12 protein-coding genes are annotated in these 18,819 nt (G+C 75.1%); 8 read left to right on the top strand and 4 right to left on the bottom strand.

The window, feature by feature from the left end; translation table 11 throughout:
* Nucleotides 1-107 precede the first annotated feature (107 nt).
* Nucleotides 108-1,826 carry a sensor histidine kinase gene (locus H505_RS0107765; RefSeq protein ID WP_026401535.1) on the top strand — a complete coding sequence of 573 codons (1,719 nt, stop codon included), beginning with the start codon at nt 108-110 and terminating at the stop codon, nt 1,824-1,826.
* Between the two features lie 6 nt (nt 1,827-1,832).
* On the opposite strand, the gene H505_RS47395 is transcribed toward H505_RS0107765, so the two are convergent.
* Entirely contained in the window at nt 1,833-2,405 is a 573-nt protein-coding gene (locus tag H505_RS47395) for an Rv1733c family protein (RefSeq protein ID WP_051300399.1), read from the bottom strand.
* A 250-nt stretch (nt 2,406-2,655) separates the two neighbouring features.
* On the opposite strand from H505_RS47395, the gene H505_RS40420 reads away from it, so the two are divergent.
* The 6 genes from H505_RS40420 to narI are packed head-to-tail and all read left to right on the top strand — an operon-like array spanning nt 2,656 to nt 11,283.
* Entirely contained in the window at nt 2,656-3,207 is a 552-nt protein-coding gene (locus H505_RS40420; RefSeq protein WP_064743529.1) for a cyclic nucleotide-binding domain-containing protein, read from the top strand.
* Nucleotides 3,208-3,212: 5 nt separating this feature from the next.
* A complete protein-coding gene (locus H505_RS0107750; RefSeq protein ID WP_034517038.1) occupies nt 3,213-4,406 on the top strand; it encodes an MFS transporter in 1,194 nt (397 codons plus the stop codon).
* A 19-nt stretch (nt 4,407-4,425) separates the two neighbouring features.
* On the top strand, nt 4,426-8,118 hold the full coding sequence (locus H505_RS0107745; protein ID WP_026401533.1) for a nitrate reductase subunit alpha: 3,693 nt from the start codon (nt 4,426-4,428) through the stop codon (nt 8,116-8,118).
* 2 nt (nt 8,119-8,120) lie between these two features.
* A complete protein-coding gene (gene narH / locus H505_RS0107740) occupies nt 8,121-9,818 on the top strand; it encodes a nitrate reductase subunit beta (RefSeq protein ID WP_026401532.1) in 1,698 nt (565 codons plus the stop codon).
* Nucleotides 9,815-10,489 (top strand): nitrate reductase molybdenum cofactor assembly chaperone, encoded by a 675-nt coding sequence (gene narJ / locus H505_RS40415; RefSeq protein WP_051300398.1) that lies wholly within the window; start codon nt 9,815-9,817, stop codon nt 10,487-10,489. The genes narH and narJ overlap by 4 nt, the downstream gene beginning before the upstream one ends.
* On the top strand, nt 10,486-11,283 hold the full coding sequence (gene narI / locus H505_RS0107730; RefSeq protein WP_084549964.1) for a respiratory nitrate reductase subunit gamma: 798 nt from the start codon (nt 10,486-10,488) through the stop codon (nt 11,281-11,283). The genes narJ and narI overlap by 4 nt, the downstream gene beginning before the upstream one ends.
* Here the strand turns inward: narI and H505_RS40410 are convergent.
* Together H505_RS40410 and H505_RS0107720 are read right to left on the bottom strand one after the other, a co-directional pair.
* Entirely contained in the window at nt 11,280-11,762 is a 483-nt protein-coding gene (locus H505_RS40410) for a pyridoxamine 5'-phosphate oxidase family protein (RefSeq protein WP_064743527.1), read from the bottom strand. The genes narI and H505_RS40410 overlap by 4 nt on opposite strands.
* A gap of 289 nt (nt 11,763-12,051) precedes the next feature.
* Nucleotides 12,052-13,020, bottom strand: coding sequence for an Acg family FMN-binding oxidoreductase (locus H505_RS0107720; RefSeq protein ID WP_026401530.1), 969 nt, complete (start codon nt 13,018-13,020; stop codon nt 12,052-12,054).
* A 328-nt stretch (nt 13,021-13,348) separates the two neighbouring features.
* On the opposite strand from H505_RS0107720, the gene H505_RS40405 reads away from it, so the two are divergent.
* Nucleotides 13,349-16,171 (top strand): AfsR/SARP family transcriptional regulator, encoded by a 2,823-nt coding sequence (locus H505_RS40405; protein WP_051300397.1) that lies wholly within the window; start codon nt 13,349-13,351, stop codon nt 16,169-16,171.
* 48 nt (nt 16,172-16,219) lie between these two features.
* Here the strand turns inward: H505_RS40405 and H505_RS0107710 are convergent, their stop codons facing one another.
* Nucleotides 16,220-18,817, bottom strand: coding sequence for an FtsX-like permease family protein (locus tag H505_RS0107710; RefSeq protein WP_034517035.1), 2,598 nt, complete (start codon nt 18,815-18,817; stop codon nt 16,220-16,222).
* Between the last annotated feature and the right edge of the window lie 2 nt (nt 18,818-18,819).

The following is an 18,819-nucleotide window of genomic DNA, read 5'->3' as shown; positions in this document are numbered from 1 at the left end:
CGCACATCCCCCGTCTCTCCGGTGTCGATCGGACGTTACCCCGTGGCGGGCGGTGCCGCGACGGCGGCCGGGGAGCCCGGCGCCGAGCCGTCCGGGATACTGGGTTCATGGCCGATGCATCCCGAACTGGCGCGGATCGGGCGAGGCTCGTTCTCCCGCAGCTGCACCTCGACGAGCTGCTGAGCGAGCTGCAGACGCGGCTGGAGGCCGCGCGGGCGACGCGCGACCGGGTGCACGCGCTGCTGGAGGCGGTCGTCTCGATCGGCAGCGACCTGGCGCTGGAGACCGTGCTGCGGCGGATCATCGAGGCCGCGACGACCCTGGTCGACGCGCGGTACGGGGCGCTGGGCGTGATCGGCGACGACCGCGAGCGGCTGGTGCGGTTCGTGACGGTCGGCGTGAGCGGCGGGAAGATCGAGGAGATCGGGGACTGGCCGGACGGGCACGGCATCCTCGGCCTGCTGATCAAGGACCCGCGCCCGATCCGGCTCGCGGACCTCGAGGAGCACCCGGAGTCCTTCGGGATCCCGCCGGGCCACCCGCCGATGCACTCCTTCCTCGGGGTGCCGATCCGGGTGCGGGACGAGGTGTTCGGCAACCTCTACCTGACCGAGAAGGCGGGCGGCGGCGCGTTCGAGGACGAGGACGAGGTGGTGGTGACGGCGCTCGCGACGGCCGCGGGCGTCGCCATCGAGAACGCGCGGCTGTACGAGGAGACGCGGCGGCGGGAGCGGTGGCTGGAGGCGTCCACCGAGATCTCCACCGCGCTGCTGTCCGGCACCGACCCGCACGAGGTGACCGCGCTGGTGGCGCGGCGCGCCGGGGAGATCGCCGGCGCCGGGCTGGCCGCGGTGGCGCTGGCCGCCGAGGACGGGCGGTCCCTGCTGGTCGAGGCCGCGCACGGCGCGGACGCCGAGCGCCTGGTGGGGCTGCGCGTGCCGCTGGACCACCCGGTGGCCGGGCCGGTCTTCGCGGACGGGACGGCGCGGCGGCTCGGCGACGGGGCCGCCGCCGCGGGCGGGACGGAGCCGCCGCTGCCGGTCCCCCTCGGGCCGCTGCTGGCGGTGCCGCTGGGCGTCGGCGCGTCGGCGCGCGGGGTGATCGCGGTGGTGAACCCGCCGGGCGGCGCGACGTTCTCGGACGGGACGCAGCGGCTGCTGGAGGCGTTCGCCGGGCAGGCGGCGATGGCGCTGGAGCTGGCGGACCGCCGCCGGGACGCCGAGCGGCTGGCGCTGCTGGAGGACCGCGACCGGATCGCCAAGGACCTGCACGACACGGTGATCCAGCGGCTGTTCGCCACCGCGATGACGCTGATGGCCGCGACGAAGATCACCCAGAAGCGGGAGGTCCGGGTCCGGATCGAGCGGGCGGTGGACGACCTGGACGGCACCATGCGGCAGATCCGGTCGACGATCTTCGCGCTGCAGGCGCCCGCCGACGACGCGTCGCTGCGGGGCCGGGTGCACGAGCTGGTGGACGCCGCCGCGGAGCAGCTCGGGTTCGCCCCGTCCGTGCGGCTGGACGGGCTGCTGGACACCGCGGTCGACGACGACATCGGCGAGCACCTGCTGGCCGTCGTCCGGGAGGCGCTGTCCAACGCGGCGCGGCACGCGCACGCGTCGCGGGTCGACGTGGCCGTCGACGTGGACGACGCGGTGACGCTGCTGGTGGAGGACAACGGTGTCGGCCTCCCCGAGGGCGGGCGCCGCAGCGGCCTCCGCAACATGGCCGAGCGCGCCGCGGGCCTGGGCGGCTCGTTCACCGCCGGGCCGCGCGCGGACGGCGGGACGGCGCTCGTGTGGCGCGTCCCGCTGCGGGACGGCTGAACCGGCTCACGGGCCGATGCGGTGGTCGTCGAAGCGGGCCCACGCGGCGTCCCACATGCCGCGGCGGATCCGGTCGTAGCGGCGCCGCGCCAGGAGGTAGGCGCCCAGCAGCGGCGCGCCGACGGCGGCGACGGCCCCGGCCCCGGCCGCCGCGGCGGCGAAGCGGGTCTCCGCCCGTGTGCGCGGCGGAACCGCCGACACCGTGTCCCCCGCGCCCACCCAGACGACGACCCGCTCCCCTTCCGCGCGGTCGCGCCCCGTCGTGTGAACGCCGGTGCGCCGCGTCCCGTCCGGCCCGGTCCACGCCACGGTGACCCGGTGCCGGCCCCGCGAGTCCGCGACCCGCACCACAGTGGCGTCCACCCGCCGCCAGGCGGACGCCCCGTGCCGCTCGGCCCGCACGCCGGACTCGTGGACGGCGCCGGCGACCGGCGCGCCGAGGACCGGGGCCGCCACGAGGAAGATCCCGAGCAGCGCCAGGCCGAGCCTCCACTGGGCGCGGTCCACGTAGCGGCGCAGGTCGTTGCGGTCGAAGCCGCAGCGGCGGCGCCACCGGTCCAGGCGCGCTGCCGGTCTCATCACGCGTTCCCCCTCCCGCTCGCCTGACGCGACGTTAAGCACCGGAGCCGCGCGCGGTGCAGGGGCCGAAGGCTTCCGATCACGGGCCGTTGGGCCCTTTACACGGCCGGGCGCGGCCCCTTCCCCGTTCCGGCGGCGGAAGTCCCTGCCGGGAAGGGCCCTTCGGCCCTGGGCCGGCGCCCCGCACGGCGGTGGGATGGCGCTCCGAGCACCGGCGGACGACAGGTGGGAAGGGAAGGGGGCGGTCCGGATGAGCACGGTGGCCGGTGCGGACCTCGCGTCCGCACCGTTTTTCGGCGACATGCGCGGCGCCGACCTGGACAGGCTGGCGTCGGCGGCCAGGCGCGTCGCGTTCCCGGCCGGGCGGCGGCTCTTCCGCGAGTCCGATCCGGCGGACCGGTTCTGGCTCGTCCTGGACGGGCGCGCGGCCGTCGACCTGCACGTGCCCGGGCGCGGGCCCGTCGTCCTGGAGGCCTTCGGGGCCGGGGCCGTCCTCGGCTGGTCGTGGCTGTTCCGCCCGCACCGGTGGCGGTTCGGCGGCGTCGCCGCCGCGCCGACCCGGGCGGTCGAGTTCGACGGGCGCCTGGTCCGGACGCTCTGCGCGGTGGACCCCGCGATGGGCCACGCGCTGGCGCGCCGCTTCGCCGAACTGGCCGTCGAGCGGCTGGAGACGGCCCGGATCCGGCTGGCCGGTACCGGCCCGGCGGTGAGGGACCCGTGTGGGGACGAAAGTCCCTACTCGGGTACGGGCACCTCCGCGAGGGTGGCGGCGATGGAAGTCGATCGGCGGGACACACGGTGACTGAGATGCGTGATGAGAACGGGCCCGGGTCCGGACGGGCCGTGGTGATGCTCGCGGTGGCCACGGTCGGGTTCGCGGTGAACTTCTGGGCGTGGGCGCTGCTGAGCCCGCTCGGCCCCCGGTTCCAGGACTCGCTGGACCTGTCGTCGTTCGAGCAGTCGCTGCTGGTGGCGGTGCCGGTGGTCGTGGGGTCGGTGGGCCGGATCCCGGTGGGCGCGCTCACCGACCGGTTCGGCGGCCGGGTGATGTTCCCCCTGGTGTCGCTGAGCACGATCGTCCCGGTCCTGTACCTGGGGCTGGCCGGGCAGTCGTCGCTGGCGGCGCTGCTGGTGGGCGGGTTCTTCCTCGGCGTGGGCGGGACGGCGTTCGCGGTGGGGGTCCCGTTCGTGAACGCGTGGTTCCCGCCGGAGCGCCGCGGCATGGCGATCGGGGTCTTCGGCGCGGGCATGGGCGGCACCGCGATCAGCGCGCTGACCACGGTGAACCTGGTCGACGGGTGGGGCGACGCGGCCCCGTTCGCGCTGACCGCCGTCTTGCTGGCGGTCTACGCCGCCGCGGCGTGGCTCCTGCTGCGGGAACCGCCGGAGCGCACCGCGCCGACCGAGCCGATGCTCCGGCGGCTGGCGGCCACCGCCCGGATGGGCGTGACCTGGCAGATGTCGGCGCTGTACGCGGTGACGTTCGGCGGGTACGTGGCGTTCTCGGTGTACCTGCCCACGTACCTGCGGACCGAGTACGGCCTCGAGCAGGGCGACGCGGCGAACCGGACGGCGGGTTTCGTGCTGCTCGCGGTGCTGATGCGCCCGGTGGGCGGCTGGCTGTCGGACCGGTTCGGCGCCGTCCGGGTCCTGACCGGGGCGCTGGCGGTGACGGTGGCGGCCGCGGCGGTGCAGGCGTTCGCGCCCCCGCTGATGCCGGTCGGGACCATCGCGTTCCTCGCGATGGCGGCGGTCCTCGGCGCGGGCAGCGGCGCGACGTTCGCGCTGGTGGCGCGGCTCACGCCGGCGGGCGAGGTCGGCTCGGTCACCGGTGTCGTCGGCGCGGCGGGCGGCCTGGGCGGGTTCGTCCCGCCGCTGGTCATGGGTTCGGTGCACGGCGGCCTCGGCTCGTACGCGGTCGGCCTGCTGCTGCTGGCGGTCGTGGCCGCGGCGGCCGCCGTCTTCACCGGCACGGCCGTCCGGCGCGCCACCACAACGTGAAGCTTGGAAGGGAATCCGCATGAAGTCGAGCAAGGGCGGGCCGGGCCTCGACGGCCCGCTGGAGGAAACGCTGGTCGGAACCCGCCGGTTCTTCACCCGGGCGGAGGTGTCGCCCGATCTGCGGACGCTGACCCGGAAGGGGGGACGGAGCGCCGACGCGTTCTACCGGGACCGGTGGTCGCACGACAAGGTGGTGCGGTCGACGCATGGCGTGAACTGCACGGGTTCGTGCTCGTGGAAGGTGTACGTCAAGGACGGCATCATCACGTGGGAGGCGCAGCAGACGGACTACCCGTCGGTGGGTGCGGACCGTCCGGAGTACGAGCCGCGGGGCTGCCCGCGGGGCGCGTCGTTCTCCTGGTACACGTATTCGCCGACGCGGGTGCGGTACCCGTACGTGCGGGGCGTGCTGCTGGAGTCGTACCGCGAGGCGCGTGCGCGGACCGGTGATCCGGTGGCGGCGTGGCGGGACGTGGTGTCGGACCCGGAACGGGCCCGCCGGTACAAGGACGCGCGGGGCCGCGGCGGTCTGGTGCGGGCGTCGTGGGACGAGGCGGTGGAGATGATCGCCGCTGCGCACGTCCACACGATCGCGGAGTTCGGGCCGGACCGGGTGGCGGGGTTCTCGCCGATTCCGGCGATGTCGATGGTGTCGCACGCCGCGGGTTCGCGATTCGTGTCCCTGATCGGCGGGACGATGCTGTCGTTCTACGACTGGTACGCGGACCTGCCGGTGGCGTCGCCGCAGGTGTTCGGGGACCAGACCGACGTTCCGGAGTCGGGCGACTGGTGGGACGCGGGCTACCTGGTGATGTGGGGCTCGAATCTGCCGGTGACGCGGACTCCGGACGCGCATTGGATGGCGGAGGCGCGGTACCGGGGGCAGAAGGTCGTCGCGGTGTCGCCGGACTACGCCGACAACGTCAAGTTCGCCGACGAGTGGCTGCCCGCCCAGCCCGGCACCGACGGGGCCCTGGCGATGGCCATGGGCCACGTCGTGCTCAAGGAGTTCTTCGTCGACCGCCAGGTCCCGTATTTCGTCGATTACGTCAAGAAGTACAGCGACCTGCCGTTCCTCGTCCGGCTGGAACGGCGAGGAGACGCCTACGTCCCGGGCAAGTTCCTGACCGCCGCCGACCTCCCGGGCGAGGAGAGCCGGACGGAGAACGCGGCGTTCAAGACCGTGCTGGTGGACGCCGCGACGGGCCGGCCGCTGGTCCCGAACGGGTCGCTCGGCTTCCGCTACGGCGAGTCCGGCGAGGGCAGGTGGAACCTGGACCTCGGCGGCGCCGACCCGCTGCTGTCGGTCGAGGGCGGCGAGGCCGTCGAGGTCGAGCTGGCCCGCTTCGACGCCCTCGACGGCGCACCGGGCGTCCTGCGGCGCGGCGTCCCGGTCAGGGACGTCGGCGGGCATCTCGTCACGACCGTCTACGACCTGATGCTGGCGCAGTACGGGGTGCGGCGCGCGGGCCTGCCGGGCTCGTGGCCGTCGGGGTACGACGACGTCTCGGAGCCGGGGACGCCCGGCTGGCAGGAGGAGATCACCGGGGTGCCCGCTCAGGCGGCGGCGCGGATCGGGCGGGAGTTCGCCGCCAACGCCGAGCAGACGCGCGGCCGCTCGATGATCATCATGGGGGCGGGGACGAACCACTGGTTCCACTCCGACACGATCTACCGGACGTTCCTGGCGCTGACGACGCTGACGGGCTGCCAGGGCGTCAACGGCGGCGGCTGGGCCCACTACGTCGGCCAGGAGAAATGCCGCCCGGTCACCGGCTGGGCCCAGCTCGCGTTCGGCCTGGACTGGAGCCGCCCGCCGCGCCAGATGATCGGCACCGCCTTCTGGTACCTGCACACCGACCAGTTCCGCTACGACCCGTTCGGCGCCGACACCCTGTCGGCCACGACCGGCGCGGGCGCGCTCGCGGGACGCTCGACCGCCGACGTGATCGCGCAGTCGGCGCGGCTCGGGTGGATGCCGTCCTACCCGACCTTCGACCGCAACCCGCTCGACCTGGCGGACGAGGCCGAGGCGGCGGGCAGACCGGCCGCCGACCACATCGTGGACGAGCTGAAAGCGGGCCGCCTGGGGTTCGCCTGCCAGGATCCCGACGCGCCCGAGAACTTCCCCCGCGTCCTGACGGTGTGGCGGTCGAACCTCATGGGGTCGTCGGCGAAGGGCAACGAGTACTTCCTCAAGCACCTGCTGGGCGCCGCGTCGTCGGTGCGCGCGGAGGAGGCCGCGCCGGACGCGCGTCCGCGGGACGTCGTCTGGCGGGACGACGCCCCGGCCGGCAAGCTCGACCTCCTCCTGACGCTGGACTTCCGGATGACCAGCACGACGGTCTACTCCGACATCGTGCTCCCGGCCGCGACCTGGTACGAGAAGCACGACCTGAGCAGCACCGACATGCACCCGTTCGTGCACTCGTTCAATCCCGCGATCGCCCCGCCCTGGCAGACCCGGAGCGACTGGAGCGCCTTCCAGGCCATCGCCGACGCGTTCAGCCGGCTCGCCGAAGGAACGCTGGGCGTCCGCAAGGACGTGGTGGCGATGCCGCTGCTGCACGACACGCCGGGCGAGATGGCGACGCCGCACGGCCGGGTCGCCGACTGGGCCGAGGGCGAGTGCGAGCCGGTCCCGGGCGTCACGATGCCCGGACTCGTCACCGTCGAGCGCGACTACCCGGCCGTCGGGGCGAAGATGACGGCGCTCGGCCCGCTGGCCGAGCGGCTCGGCGCCACGACCAAGGGCGTCACCTTCGACGTGGCGCGGGAAGTCGAGCGGCTCGGGCGCACCAACGGCCTGGTGCGCGGCGGACCGGCGGACGGACGCCCGTCGCTGCGGCGGGACGTGCATGCCTGCGAGGCGATCCTCGCGCTGTCGGGCACCACGAACGGCCGGCTGGCGACCCAGGGGTTCCGGGCGCTGGAGCGGCGGACCGGGACGCCGCTGGCGGATCTGGCGGCCGAGCACGAGGGCATGCGGATCACGTTCGCCGACACGCAGGCGCGTCCGGTCCCGGTCATCACCTCGCCGGAGTGGTCGGGGTCGGAGAGCGGCGGCCGCCGGTACTCGCCCTTCACGGTCAACGTCGAACGCCTCAAGCCCTGGCACACCCTGACCGGGCGGCAGCACTTCTACCTCGACCACGACTGGATGGCCGAACTCGGCGAGCAGCTGCCGGTCTTCCGGCCGCCGCTGAACATGCACGCCCTGTTCGGCGAGCCGCGGTTGGGCGAGACGGGCGAACTCGGTCTGGCGGTGCGGTACCTGACACCGCACAACAAGTGGTCGATCCATTCGGAGTACCAGGACAACCTGTTCATGCTGTCGCTGTCGCGCGGGGGCCCGACGATCTGGATGAGCGGGATCGACGCCGCCAAGATCGGCGTCCGCGACAACGACTGGATCGAGGCCGTCAACCGCAACGGCGTCGTCGTGGCCCGCGCGGTGGTCTCCCATCGGATGCCCGAAGGCACCGTGTACATGTACCACGCCCAGGACCGGCTCATCGACGTCCCGCGGGCGGAGACGTCCGGCCGCCGGGGCGGGACGCACAACTCGCTCACCCGGCTTCTGATCAAGCCGACCCATCTGATCGGCGGCTATGCGCAGTTGTCGTTCGCGTTCAACTATCTCGGCCCGACCGGCAACCAGCGCGACGAGGTCACGGTGATCCGGCGCCGCTCCCAGGAGGTGACGTACTAGCCATGCGCGTGATGGCGCAGATGTCGATGGTGATGAACCTCGACAAGTGCATCGGATGCCACACCTGCTCGGTCACCTGCAAGCAGGCGTGGACCAACCGCAGCGGGGTCGAGTACGTGTGGTTCAACAACGTCGAGACCCGCCCCGGCCAGGGCTACCCCCGCCGCTACGAGGACCAGGACAGATGGCGCGGCGGCTGGACCCTCAACAAGCGCGGGCGCCTCGCGCTCAGAGCCGGCGGCAGGCTCCGCAAGCTCCTCACCATCTTCTCCAACCCGAAACTGCCCGGCATCGACGACTACTACGAGCCCTGGACCTACGACTACGAGACCCTCACCGCCGCCCCGCTCCAGGAGCACACCCCGGTGGCCCGCCCCAAGTCGCTGCTGTCGGGCGAGGACATGAAGGTGTCCTGGTCGGCGAACTGGGACGACGATCTCGGCGGCTCCATCGAGCACGGCCACGAGGACGTCGTCCTGGCCGAGATCTCCGACAAGGTGAAGATGGAGTTCGACAAGACCTTCATGTTCTACCTGCCCCGGATCTGCGAGCACTGCCTCAACCCGAGCTGCGCCGCCTCCTGCCCGTCCGGCGCGATCTACAAGCGGACCGAGGACGGCATCGTGCTGGTCGACCAGGACCGGTGCCGCGGCTGGCGCATGTGCGTGTCGGGCTGCCCCTACAAGAAGGTGTACTTCAACCACCGCACCGGCAAAGCCGAGAAGTGCACCTTCTGCTTCCCCCGCACCGAAGTCGGCATCCCCACCGTCTGCTCCGAGACCTGCGTCGGACGGCTGCGCTACATCGGCCTGGTGCTCTACGACGCCGACCGCGTCCTGGAGGCGGCGTCCGCGCCCGACGACACCGACCTGTACGAGGCGCAGCGCGGCGTGTTCCTCGACCCCCGCGACCCGGAGGTCGTCCGGGCCGCCGAGCGCGACGGGATCCCGGCCGACTGGATCGAGGCCGCCCGGCGCTCCCCGGTGTACGCGCTGATCAACACCTACAAGGTGGCGCTGCCGCTGCACCCGGAGTACCGCACCATGCCGATGGTCTGGTACATCCCGCCGCTGTCGCCGGTCGTGGACGTCGTCCGCGACACCGGCCACGACGCCGAGGACGCCGGGAACCTGTTCGGCGCCATCGACGCCCTGCGCATCCCCGTCGAGTACCTCGCCGAGCTGTTCACCGCCGGCGACACCGCGCCCGTCGACGCCGTCCTGCGCCGCCTGGCCGCCATGCGCGCCTACATGCGCGACATCAACCTCGGCCGCGACCCCGACGAGGGCGTCCCCCGCGGCGTCGGCATGACCGGCGAGGCGATGTACGACATGTACCGGCTGCTGGCCCTCGCCAAGTACGACGAGCGGTACGTGATCCCGCCCGCCCACGCCGAGCAGGCTCACGACCTGGAGGAACTCGCCACCGAATGCGCCCTGGACTACGAGGGCGGACCCGGGATGGGCGGCTCGGGCCCGTTCGGGGAGGCGTCCGGCGGCGCGTCGCCGATCGCGGTCGAGAACTTCCACATGCTGCGGCAGCGCCAGACGGCCGACAGTCCGGTCGATCCCGCCGACAAGCACAGCCGCGTCAACCTCCTCAACTGGGACGGCAAGGGCGCCCCCGCCGGGCTCTTCCCGCCCCGTGGCGAGGGCGCGACCGGCGAGGACGACGAGAGCGGAACGGAGGCGACCCCGTGAAGGCACGATCGGCCGGCAAGCCGGAACTGGACGACGCCCAGGTGGCGACGGCCTGGCAGGCGGCGTCGCTGCTGCTCGCCTACCCCGACGGGGAGATGCTGGACCGGCTCCCGGTGCTGCGCCGGCTGGTCCGCGGACTGCCCGCGCCCGTCGCGGAACCGCTGGGCCGGGTCCTCGGCCATCTCGAGACGGCCGCGCCGCAGGCGCTCGCCGCCGAGTACGTCACCACGTTCGACCAGCGCAAGCGCACCTGCCCCTACCTGACCTACTACGCCTGCGGGGACACCCGGAAGCGGGGCATGGCCCTGCTCCGGTTCAAGCAGGTGTACGACGCGGCCGGGCTCGTGCTGGACGGGGAGCTGCCGGACCACCTCGCGGTCGTCCTGGAGTTCGGCGCCACCGGCGACCTCGCCGGAGGCCGCCGCCTGCTCCTCGAGCACCGCGCCGGCCTCGAACTGCTGCGCCTCGCGCTCACCGAGGCGGAATCGCCGTGGACCGGCGTGCTCGACGCCGTGTCGGCGACGCTGCCGCCGCTCACCGGCGACCTCCGGGAGGCCGTCGCGCGGCTCGCGGCCGAGGGCCCGCCCGGGGAGCGGGTCGGCCTCGCCCCGTACGGGACCGGACCGGGTCCCGTCCTCCTTCCCGACCCCGTTCTGGAGACTCGCTCATGAACGTCCTCGCGTCGCTCGCGCCCGCCGCGGCCGCGCCCGCCCTCGCCGCACCGGACGGGGCGCGGGCGGGCGTCGGGTCCGTCCTGCTGTGGGTCGCCCTGCCGTACGTGGCGATCGCGGTGTTCGTCCTCGGGCACGTGTGGCGGTACCGCTACGACAAGTTCGGCTGGACGACCCGCTCGTCGCAGCTCTACGAGCGGCGGTTGCTGCGCATCGGCAGCCCGCTGTTCCACTTCGGCATCCTGGTGGTGGCGCTCGGCCACGTCGGCGGGCTGCTGGTCCCCGACGCGTGGACGGACGCCGCCGGGATCAGCGAGCACACCTACCACGTCGTCGCGGTGGCGCTCGGGACCGTCGCGGGGTTCTGCACCCTGTCCGGCCTCGCGATCCTGATCTACCGGCGGCGCACGGTCGGTCCCGTGTTCTCCGCGACGACCCGCAACGACAAGCTCATGTACGCGGTCCTCGCGCTGACGATCGTGCTGGGCCTGGCCGCCACCGTCGCGGCGAACATCGTCGGCGGCGGCTACGACTACCGGGAGACGGTGTCCCCCTGGTTCCGGTCGGTCTTCGTCCTGCGGCCGGACGCCGAACCGATGGCGGGCGTCCCGGTCCTGTTCCAGCTCCACGCGCTCAGCGCGCTCCTGCTGTTCTCGATCTGGCCTTTCACCCGCCTGGTGCACATGCTCACCGCCCCCGTCGGCTACCTCACCCGCCCCTACATCGTCTACCGCAGCCGCGACGAGCGGCTGGGGGCGGCCCCGCCCCGCCGGGGATGGGAGCGGACGCCCTAGGACGCGCGCTCCGCGGCCCCCTCACCGTCCGGCGCGCGGCGGTGCGGGGGCCGTCCGCCGTCCGGGGACCGGGTGCCGCCGATGCGGCGGCCGGTGACGAGGTCGGATCCGATGCGGATGAAGACGTCGCGCCGGCCCGGCACCCAGGTGTCCAGGGGCAGCGCCTCCAGCGCGGCGATCTCGCGCGGGTCGGTGACGCGCCGGGCGCGGCCGACGACGACCATGGACCAGCCCGTGCGGGCCGCGGTGTCGACGTCGTCGATCTCGAACGCGACGACGGTGTCGGCGGCGGCGGTGGCGAGCCGGGACGTCCGCGACGTCCGGATCACGATGTCGCGGCGGGCGACGACGAAGTTGACCGGCTGCACGGCGGGGAGCGCCCGGTGGGTGAAGACGATCCGCCCGATCGCGGCGCGTCCGAGGAGGTCGCGGCACTCGTCCTCGTCCAGGATCTCCAGTCCGCTCTGATCGACCTGCATGACCCCACATTGCCGCAGCGGCGGCGGCGGTGTTAGGGACGAAGGTCCCAGGTCCCGCCTTCACCGTGCCGGCTTTACCGTGCCGGCTTTACCGGGCGGGCTCTACCGTGCGGGGAGGGTCGCGCCGAGGGCGGCGAGTTCGTCATGGAAGGGGAAGGAGCCGGGGACGTAGGAGCACCAGGCGTCCTCCGCGTACGGGCCCCCGGACACGGCCAGGGCGCGTGCCCCTGGAGGATGCTCGGCGTTCCGGTCGGCGCGATGCCGCTTCGGCCATGGTCGTACGGTTCTCTCAGCTCGGCCGAACACGTGTCAGGACCTCCGGGTAGGGCCGCCGGGGCGCGCCGGGGACGGGCGCCCCGTAGCCGAAGCGGACGATCGCCTGGATGTGCCCGCCCGCCCCGGCGCGGGTCCCGTCGCACCTGTCCAGGGGCTGCGTCAGCAGCGAGGCCGCCACCCCGTGCCGCTCGGCGGTCAGCAGCACCCGCTGCAGGGCCTGCCCGGCCCGCAGCCAGTCCGCCGGGCCGTCGCCGGCGGTGAGCAGGACGCCGAGCTGCGGGCGGGCGGCGAAGTCGTCGACGTCCCGGCCGGGCTCCGTCCCGCCCGCCCCGAAGTCCCGCACGGGCACGCCGCGCCCGCTCGGCCGCGGCCCGAACGCGTAGCGGGGGACGCCGTCGCCGCGGGCGCGGAAGGACGTCCAGCGCCGCAGTTCGGCGAGGTAGCGGTCATCGGCGGCCAGCCGCTCGTCCGCGGCCGCCACCACCCCGAGCAGGTACGCCGTGGTCTGCGGGCCGGGCCAGGCCAGCACCGCGCCCTCGGCCCGCGCCGCCGCCGCCAGTTCGCCGCGGACCGGCGCCGGGACGGCGCGCCGGCCGAACGGGCGCCGGTTGCTGCGGCGCCGCGGGATCCGCGCGTACAGCTCGGCCTGCTCCAGGGCGGGCATGGGCGCGGGCACGGCGCCGACGGACGCCAGCAGCGTCGCGCCGCCGGTCCCGTCCGGGAAGTACCGCACCTGCGGGCGGTGCCCGGTCGTGCGGATCGCCAGCCGCAGGTTGAGCAGCGCGGCCCCGCAGCTGACGTGCAGCGCGCGGCCGCGCGGGTCGATGACGTCCAGCCGGCGCTCCGGGTCGGCGTGCAGTTCCATGACCGCGGCGCCGTCGACCCGGAAGCGCCAGGGCTGGGTGTTGTGGACGGACGGCGCCGCGATGGCCGCGGTGACCAGCCGCCGGACACCGGCGTGCGTCGCGAACGGATGAGGCACGGTCCTACCTCCGCGTGCTGTTCCACGTACTCCACCGACCCCCTCAGGCTCCCGCCCTTCGGAGCGGCGCCCCAGGGACGAAGGTCCCCCGCCCGGAGGACCAACGGCGGCACGGCGGAGGCGGGCGGAAAAGGGGGGGCGTCCGGCCTTTCAGGGCACCGCGGGCCGGACCGGCGCCGGGCCGCCCCGGCCGGGAAACCGACGTACCGGTCATTGGCGATGTCGCCCCACAGAAAGCGAATGAGGCCGTGATGTCCTGCCGTATATCGACCACCTCACTGGAAACAGAGAGTACTTCTTTAGTCACACATTGTTATATTGTGGGACGGTGAGCGTCCGGTACGAGTTCGGAATCCTGGGGCCCCTCGAGGTCACGCGCGACGGCGTGGGCGTGCCGCTCCGCGCCGGCCAGCAACGCGCCCTCCTGGCGGCGCTGCTCATCGACGCCGGGCAGGTCGTGTCGGTCGACGCCCTGGTGAGCAGGCTGTGGGGCGAGGACCCGCCGGGGGGCGCGCGCAACGCCGTCCAGAACTACGTCCTGCGGCTGCGCCGCACCCTCGGCCCCGGCGTCGTCGTGACCGACCGCCGCGGTTACGTGATCGCCGTGCCGCCCGACGGCGTGGACGCCCGCCGGTTCGAGGCCCTCGCCCGGCGGGGGGCCGCCGCCTCGTCCGCGGGGAGTCCCGAACGCGCCGCGGCACTGCTCGGGGAGGCGCTCGGCCTGTGGCGGGGCGAGCCCCTGGCCGACCTGCCCGCCGAGCGCTTCCAGGACGTCGTCCCGGCGCTGTGCGAGCAGCGCCTCGCGGCGCAGGAAGCCTGGATCGACGCGGTCGTGCAGTGCGGCCGTCCCGCCGAGGTCCTGCCGGAGCTGCGGCGGCTGACCGAGCGCCACCCGCTGCGGGAGCGCTTCTGGGCGCAGCAGATGCTGGCCCTCTACCGGTGCGGGCGGCAGGGCGAGGCGCTGGAGCGCTACCGGGCGGTCTCCCGGGTGCTCGCCGACGAGCTGGGGATCGATCCGGGCGACGAACTCCGGACGCTGCACCAGCGGATCCTCACGTCGGCGCCGGAGCTCGCCTCGGTGCGGCGCCGGCCGCCGGGCGGCGCCGGGGCCCTGCCCGCCGAGACGACGTCGTTCATCGGCCGGGAGCAGGAGCTGGCCGAGACGCGGCGCCTGCTGCGGGCGGCGCGCCTGGTCACCCTGACCGGGGTGGGCGGCGTCGGGAAGACGCGGCTCGCCCTGCGGACCGCCGAGCAGGTGCGGCCGTCCTTCCCCGAGGGGGTGTGGCTGGCGGACCTCGCCGCGCTCACCGACTCGACGCTGGTGGCGCGCGCCGTCGCCGAGGCGCTCGGGCTCCGCGACCAGTCCGTGCGCTCCGCGCTGGACGCCCTGGCCGACCACGTCCGCGACCGGCGCCTGCTGCTCGTCCTGGACAACTGCGAGCACCTGATGGACGCCGTCGTGCCGCTCGTCCAGCGGCTGCTGTGCGCGGCGCCGGGCCTGCGGGTGCTCGCCACCAGCCGCGAGCGGCTCGGCGTCCCGGGCGAGCACGTCTTCCTCGTCCCCGGCCTGACGCTCCGCGACGACGCCGACGGGGGCGCGTGCGAGGCCGTCCGGCTGCTGAGCGACCGGGCCGCGGCCTGCGCCGCCCCCCTGCGCGACGGCGGCTCGGCCGCCGAACTGTGCCGGCGCCTCGACGGCATCCCGCTGGCCATCGAGCTGGCGGCGGTCCGCCTGACCTGCCTCACCGTCGAGGAGATCCTCGAACGCCTGGAGGACCGCTTCCGGCTGCTGTCGGTCCCTCAGGCGCCCGCGGCGAACCGCTACCGGCGGACGCTCCGCGGCGTCATGGACCTGAGCCACAACCTGTGCACGCCCGGCGAACGGCTGCTGTGGACGCGGCTGTCGGTCTTCGCCGGGAGCTTCGACCTCAAGGCGGCCGAGGCCGTCTGCGCGGGCGACGGCATCGACGGCGCCGACATGCTGGACCTGGTCGGCGGCCTCATCCGCAAGTCCGTCGTGGTCCTCGACGGGACCGGCCGCGCCGCCCGCTACCGGCTGCTCGAGACCATCCGCCAGTACGGGCTGGACCGGCTCCGCGCGGACGGCCGGGCCGTCGCGTACCGCGTCCGCCACAGCGACCACTACCACGCCCTGGCCAGGGAGGCCGCCGCGGACTGGTGCAGCCCCCGCGAGGCCGGCTGGCTGGACCGGCTGCGCACGGAGCTGCCCAACTTCCGCGCCGCCCTGGCGTTCTGCCTCACCCGGCCGGACCGGGCCCGGATCGGCGCGGAGATCGCCGCCGATCTCACGCGCACCCGCTCCTGGTTCTTCAGCGGCACCCTCGGCGAGGCGCGCCACTGGCTGGAGAGCTTCTCGGGCGGCCCGGGCCACCGCGTCCCCGAAGCGACGATCATGAAGACCTTCATCGCGTCCCTCCAGGGGGACGTGGCGGCGGCCGCGGCGCTCCGGCGCGAGTACCTCGCCGACCCCGCGGCCGCGCAGGCACCGCCGGTCGCCTACGTCGAAGGCGTCCACGCGCTGCTGGCGCACGGCGACCCGGCGTGCATCGACCGGCTCGCCCGGGCGCGGGACGGGTTCCGCGCCGCGGGGCGCACCGGCGACGCCCACATGGCCATGATGTTCTGGGCGATCGCCGCGGCGTTCCTGGGCCGCCGCGGCGCCGCCGCGTCCGTCTGCCGCCGCTACGCCGCCGAAGCCGACGCCTCCGGAGCCGAGTGGGCGCGCACCTGGGCGCGGTGGTGCACCGGCCTCACCGAGCTCCTGCACGGCGACCCCGCCGCCGCGGTCGCCCCGCTCTGCGCCGCGCTCGTCCGGCAGAGCTCGATGGACGACCGCTGGGGGCCCGCGTGGGACCTCGAGCTGCTCGCGTGGACGATGAGCGCGCTCGGCCACCACCGCCACGCCGCCCGGCTCCTCGGCGCCGCCCACCGCCAGCGCCAGGTGACCGGCGCCGCGCTGACCGGCCTCAAGCCCATCCTCCTCCACCACACCCGCGCGAGGAACCGGGTGCGCGAGCACCTGGAGCCCCGGGCGTACACCGATGCCTGGCAGGGCGGCGCCGACGCCGAGGACGGCGTCGCCCTGGCGCTCGGCATCGCGGACGAACTGCGCCGGGGCACGGCCGGGTGACCGGGGAGCGATCGGCGGAGCGCGTCCGGACGGAGGCCGCCGCGCCGCTCACTCGGTCGTGGCGGCCTCCAGGACGGGCACGGCCGCGGCCCGGCGCGCGGGCAGCGCCGACGTCGCCAGGGTCGCCGCCGCCGCGCCGGCCGCCACCAGCGGGAACAGCCACCACGGCGGGTCCGGGCGCAGGAAGGAGCTGCCGCTCGTCACGTGCAGCAGCGCCAGCGTCCCGGTCGCGATCGCGAGGCCGAGCGCGGTGCCGAGGACGACGACCGCGGCCGCCTCCCAGCGGACGATCGAGCGGATCTGCCGCGAGGTGGCGCCCACGGCGCCCAGCAGGCCGAACTCCCGGGTGCGTTCGGCGACGCCCAGCGACACCGTGGTCGCCATCCCGAACAGCGCGAGCAGCAGCGCCATGCCCGCGAAGGTGTACGTCGCCCGCAGCGGGCGGGTGAGCGTGTCCGACGCGGCGTGCACGTACGCGTCGCGGTCGAGGACGCGCGCGCCCGGCACCGCCGCGACGGCGCCGGCCAGCGCGTCCGGGGAGCCGCCCCGCACCAGGACGGCGCGGGTCTCGGCGTTGGGGTCGAGCCGGTCCATCGTCGCGGCCGACACGAGCGCCTGCTCGGCGAACACGTGCGAAGGGTCGTGGTAGGCGGCCGCGACGGTGAGCGCGACCCGCCCCTGGGGGCCGCGCACGACGATCTCCTGCCCGCGCCGGAGCCCGAACTGCTCCATGGCGGTGGAGGCGAGCGCGATCTCCCCGGTGCGGAGCGCGGGCGGACGTCCGCCGAGCCGCAGGACGTCCGGCAGCCCCTCCTGCTCGGCGCCGCTGACGAGGAAGGTGGACGGCTCGGGCGCCTCGCCGTCTTCGGTCCGGGCGGGCGGCGACACCAGTTCGGCCTCGGTCTGCGTGAGGGCCACGGCCCGCGACACTCCGGGCGCGCCCGCCGCGAGGGCGGCGACGTCCCGGGACAGCGGCGCGGGCGCGCCCTCGGCCGTCCGGGAGGTCGCGGCGATCGCGTGCTCGGCCGCCATGACCTCCCGTCCCGCTTCCCGGAACCGGTCCTGGACCGACACCGTGATCAGCGCCACCGAGGACACCAGCGCGACGCCGAGCATCAGCGACGAGGCGGCCGAGGACACCCGGCGCGGGCTGCGGGTGACGGCGGCGCGCGCCAGCCGCCCGGTCTCCCCGCCGACGAGCGTGCCGATCCGGCCCACCGGCCCGCCGAGGGGCGCGACGAAGAACGGCGCGAGGACGGCCAGCGCCGGCACGGCGAGCACCGCCCCGAAGACGATCATCAGCGCGACACCGAACGTCCGGTCCGGACCGGGCGGGTCGTCCGCCCGGACCGCCACCGCGACCGCCCACCAGAAGCACGCGCCGACCAGGAGCGCGGACGCGCCCAGCAGCCGCGGCAGCCGGCGGCCCGGGGTCTCGGCGGCGGTGCTCCGCAGCGCCTGGACGGGCGGGACGCCCGCGGCGCGGCGGGCCGCGCGCCACGCGGCCAGCTGGGTGACGCCGATCCCGGCCGCGACCGGAGCGGCCAGGGCGACCGCTCCGAACTGGGGCCCGGCGGCGGAGACGTCGAAGCCGTCCCGCGCGAACAGGCGGATGAGGAGGGCGGAGAGGGGGAAGCCGGCGGCCGTGCCGCCGACCGCGGCGAGCGCGCCCAGCACCAGCGCCTCCAGGCGGATCAGCCGGTGGATCTGCCGCGGCGTGGCGCCGATCGCCCCGAGCAGCGCGAGCCGCCGGGTCCGCTGCCGCACCAGCGCGCCGAAGGTGTTGGCCACGACGAACAGGCCGACGAAGATCGCCACCAGGGCGAGCATGCCGATCACCCCGGCGACCGAGGCGCCCTCGCCCGCCGCGGCGGCGGCCTGCGCGTCCCGCACCGACGTCGCGGTCCGGACGGTCGCCGTCCCCTCCAGATGCCGGGCCAGGTCGTCGCGGAGCCGCTCGGCGGACACCCCGGGTCCGGCCTTCACCCAGACGGTCCGCCAGACGCCCGGAGGGAGCACCGCGGCACGCCGCACCGTCTCGGGCGGCGCCAGCACCAGATCGCCGGCGGCGACCGCGCCCCGCCCCTGGACGCTCACCACCCCGGCGACCGTCACTCTGCGCGTCTCGCGGGGCAGCGTCAGCGTGAGCGTGTCCCCCACGTCCAGGCCGCCGGTCCGCGACAGGTGCTCGACCACGGCCACCTCGCCGTCGGCGGCCGGGGCGCGCCCCGCCTCCAGCCGGTACGGGTTCAGCCGCGGGTCGGCCACCCAGGGGCGCAGCAGCGTGCCGCCCTCGGCCGACGCGGTGATCGCCCGCCCGCCGGGGCCGGCCGCCGTCACCGCCACCGCGGCGTCGCCGGCGACCGCCGCGACGCCCGGCCGGGACGCGACGAGGTCCAGCCGGATCCGGCCGTCGGGTGACGCGTTCGGGTCGTCCGGCACGTCCGTCCCGCCCTGGACGAGGACGTCCGCGCGGTGGTACTCGCTCGCGTCGGCGCTCGCCACCGCCTCCTGCGCGCGCAGCGCGAACTGCAGCGACCCGGCGATGAGCGCGACGGACCCGAGCGCCGCGAGCAGCGTGGCCGTGAGCCGCGGCCACCCGTCGGCGAACGAGCGGCGCGCGATGAGCCACAAGGGGTTGCCCATGG

The organism is Actinomadura rifamycini DSM 43936, assembly GCF_000425065.1.
GTDB lineage: Bacteria > Actinomycetota > Actinomycetes > Streptosporangiales > Streptosporangiaceae > Spirillospora > Spirillospora rifamycini.
This window is presented reverse-complemented; position numbering and strand designations above follow the sequence as displayed.

Coding starts and splice junctions, on each gene's coding strand:
- H505_RS0107765 (WP_026401535.1), top strand. CDS start 108: ATGGCCGATGCATCCCGAACTGGCGCGGATCGGGCGAGGCTCGTTCTC.
- H505_RS47395 (WP_051300399.1), bottom strand. CDS start 2,405: ATGAGACCGGCAGCGCGCCTGGACCGGTGGCGCCGCCGCTGCGGCTTC.
- H505_RS40420 (WP_064743529.1), top strand. CDS start 2,656: ATGAGCACGGTGGCCGGTGCGGACCTCGCGTCCGCACCGTTTTTCGGC.
- H505_RS0107750 (WP_034517038.1), top strand. CDS start 3,213: ATGCGTGATGAGAACGGGCCCGGGTCCGGACGGGCCGTGGTGATGCTC.
- H505_RS0107745 (WP_026401533.1), top strand. CDS start 4,426: ATGAAGTCGAGCAAGGGCGGGCCGGGCCTCGACGGCCCGCTGGAGGAA.
- narH (WP_026401532.1), top strand. CDS start 8,121: ATGCGCGTGATGGCGCAGATGTCGATGGTGATGAACCTCGACAAGTGC.
- narI (WP_084549964.1), top strand. CDS start 10,486: ATGAACGTCCTCGCGTCGCTCGCGCCCGCCGCGGCCGCGCCCGCCCTC.
- H505_RS40410 (WP_064743527.1), bottom strand. CDS start 11,762: ATGCAGGTCGATCAGAGCGGACTGGAGATCCTGGACGAGGACGAGTGC.
- H505_RS0107710 (WP_034517035.1), bottom strand. CDS start 18,817: ATGGGCAACCCCTTGTGGCTCATCGCGCGCCGCTCGTTCGCCGACGGG.